1 protein-coding gene is annotated in these 1,573 nt (G+C 34.6%); it reads right to left on the bottom strand.

The window, feature by feature from the left end:
* Positions 1-234: 234 nt before the first annotated feature.
* A complete protein-coding gene (locus V7659_RS31200; RefSeq protein WP_335543866.1) occupies positions 235-522 on the bottom strand; it encodes a hypothetical protein in 288 nt (95 codons plus the stop codon).
* Positions 523-1,573: the final 1,051 nt, after the last annotated feature.

The raw sequence follows: 1,573 nt of genomic DNA, 5'->3' as shown, positions 1-1,573 counted from the left end.
TTTCTTGTTGTGCTAACGAGCAGGTTAGGCGAAGAACATGAAGAATTTGAGTTTTTTGTTAAACGTTCTTGGTGCATTAAATATTAAAAGAAAAAGAACTCATTATTGAGTTCCTTCCTCTAGATATTTCACCCGTTAGCCACACATGCAGCAGTTCTTCAAAATCTGGGGTTAACGGAAAATTACATTTCCTTGTTAAATTTATTGAAATCCTTATGAAAAATAGCTACATATTTATAAGTTAATATTATTGCTCAGATCACGATTATTGGAAGCTGTATTGTTATCTGCTTCAGACGACTCCACCATCTGATTACCAATAACACCGCCTGAAACACCACCTATAACAGTACCAATTAGTCCAAATGGAGCACCTATCATAGCACCCGCAACGGCATCAGTAAAAGTTCCTGTTGCTTCACCAAAGTCGCTGGTACCTTGATTAGCATTACTACCAACTTGGTTGTCGCCACTTTCTTCTACATTTTTGCCAAAGTTATTGCGTTTGTTACTGTAATTCATCTATTCACTTCCTCATTTATTAATAGGGAATACACTAAATATGAATGCACAGCATCCTAAACATATACTACCCAGCTGAAGTAGTTTTACTCACTATATGTTTAGGAAGCACGCTTAACATCAGTAATGCAGCTATTAAGGTATACACCAAGGGCATTGCTTTAAAAAGGGGTGCTTTTTTGTTTTTTCAACAAACGGGGAAGGTTATATGAAAAATGGATTCATTCAAAAGATACGTTGAATTAATAACCAATCATATTTTAGGCTGAGGTGTAAATGGTATGGAAAGAACCGATATGTAGGCAGCTGCACTGAATCAAATTTTATTAAAATCGATTGGTCGTTTAGTAAAGAAAATCTTGTTGAATTGTTACATGGTGTGGTAAATAAAACAAATCAAAACATTTACCAACTAATATGTAATTGGGGTGATGTGCATTATTTGAATGAGAATGAACTAGTTGATGAAAAGCTATACTGCATATTAGAAGATATTTCTGCACAGTGGGGTTTATATTTGCTAATACATTCTCGCTTAAAGAACTACAACCTACAACAGCTGGACTTTTCTAGAGTAAAACTGCCCATTGAATGGTTCGAGGGATGGTTATGGGATTTAACTTAACAACATTTTTGGTTAGAAGTTTGTGAAGTATTGTTCTAAATGTCGTTGAAAGTGAGGAAAGGTGAAATATAAGCCCAACAAGTCTTATTCAGCTAACGGGTGCTTTACTTGAAGAAACTGAATTTCCAGACCTAGATGTGGTCTTTTTTTGTGCTGTTCTCTATTTTCTAAAGATTGTATTTTTTCAAACTTTAAGGTTAAAGTAATCATTCCATACCAATTTTTCATTTCGCTCTTTTTTTCATTACCTTTTGATTGCTTGCTTTTGCATTTTTTTAGGGATCCTTAACCCAAATTGTTTTACCGGTATGATTTACTTAATTTTGCGTCATCATCTTAGATTTAGGCTATATTAAATCCTGATGTTGATCTTTACGATAAGAAAACCGCCTCGTTGAAGAGGCGGCTTATTGTGCTATCGTATCC

The sequence above is a fragment of the Neobacillus drentensis genome (assembly GCF_036966985.1).
Lineage (GTDB): Bacteria > Bacillota > Bacilli > Bacillales > Cytobacillaceae > Neobacillus > Neobacillus drentensis_E.
This window is presented reverse-complemented; position numbering and strand designations above follow the sequence as displayed.

Bases quoted from the DNA above. Each gene is read 5' to 3' on its own strand.
- V7659_RS31200 (WP_335543866.1), bottom strand. From the start codon at position 522: ATGAATTACAGTAACAAACGCAATAACTTTGGCAAAAATGTAGAAGAA.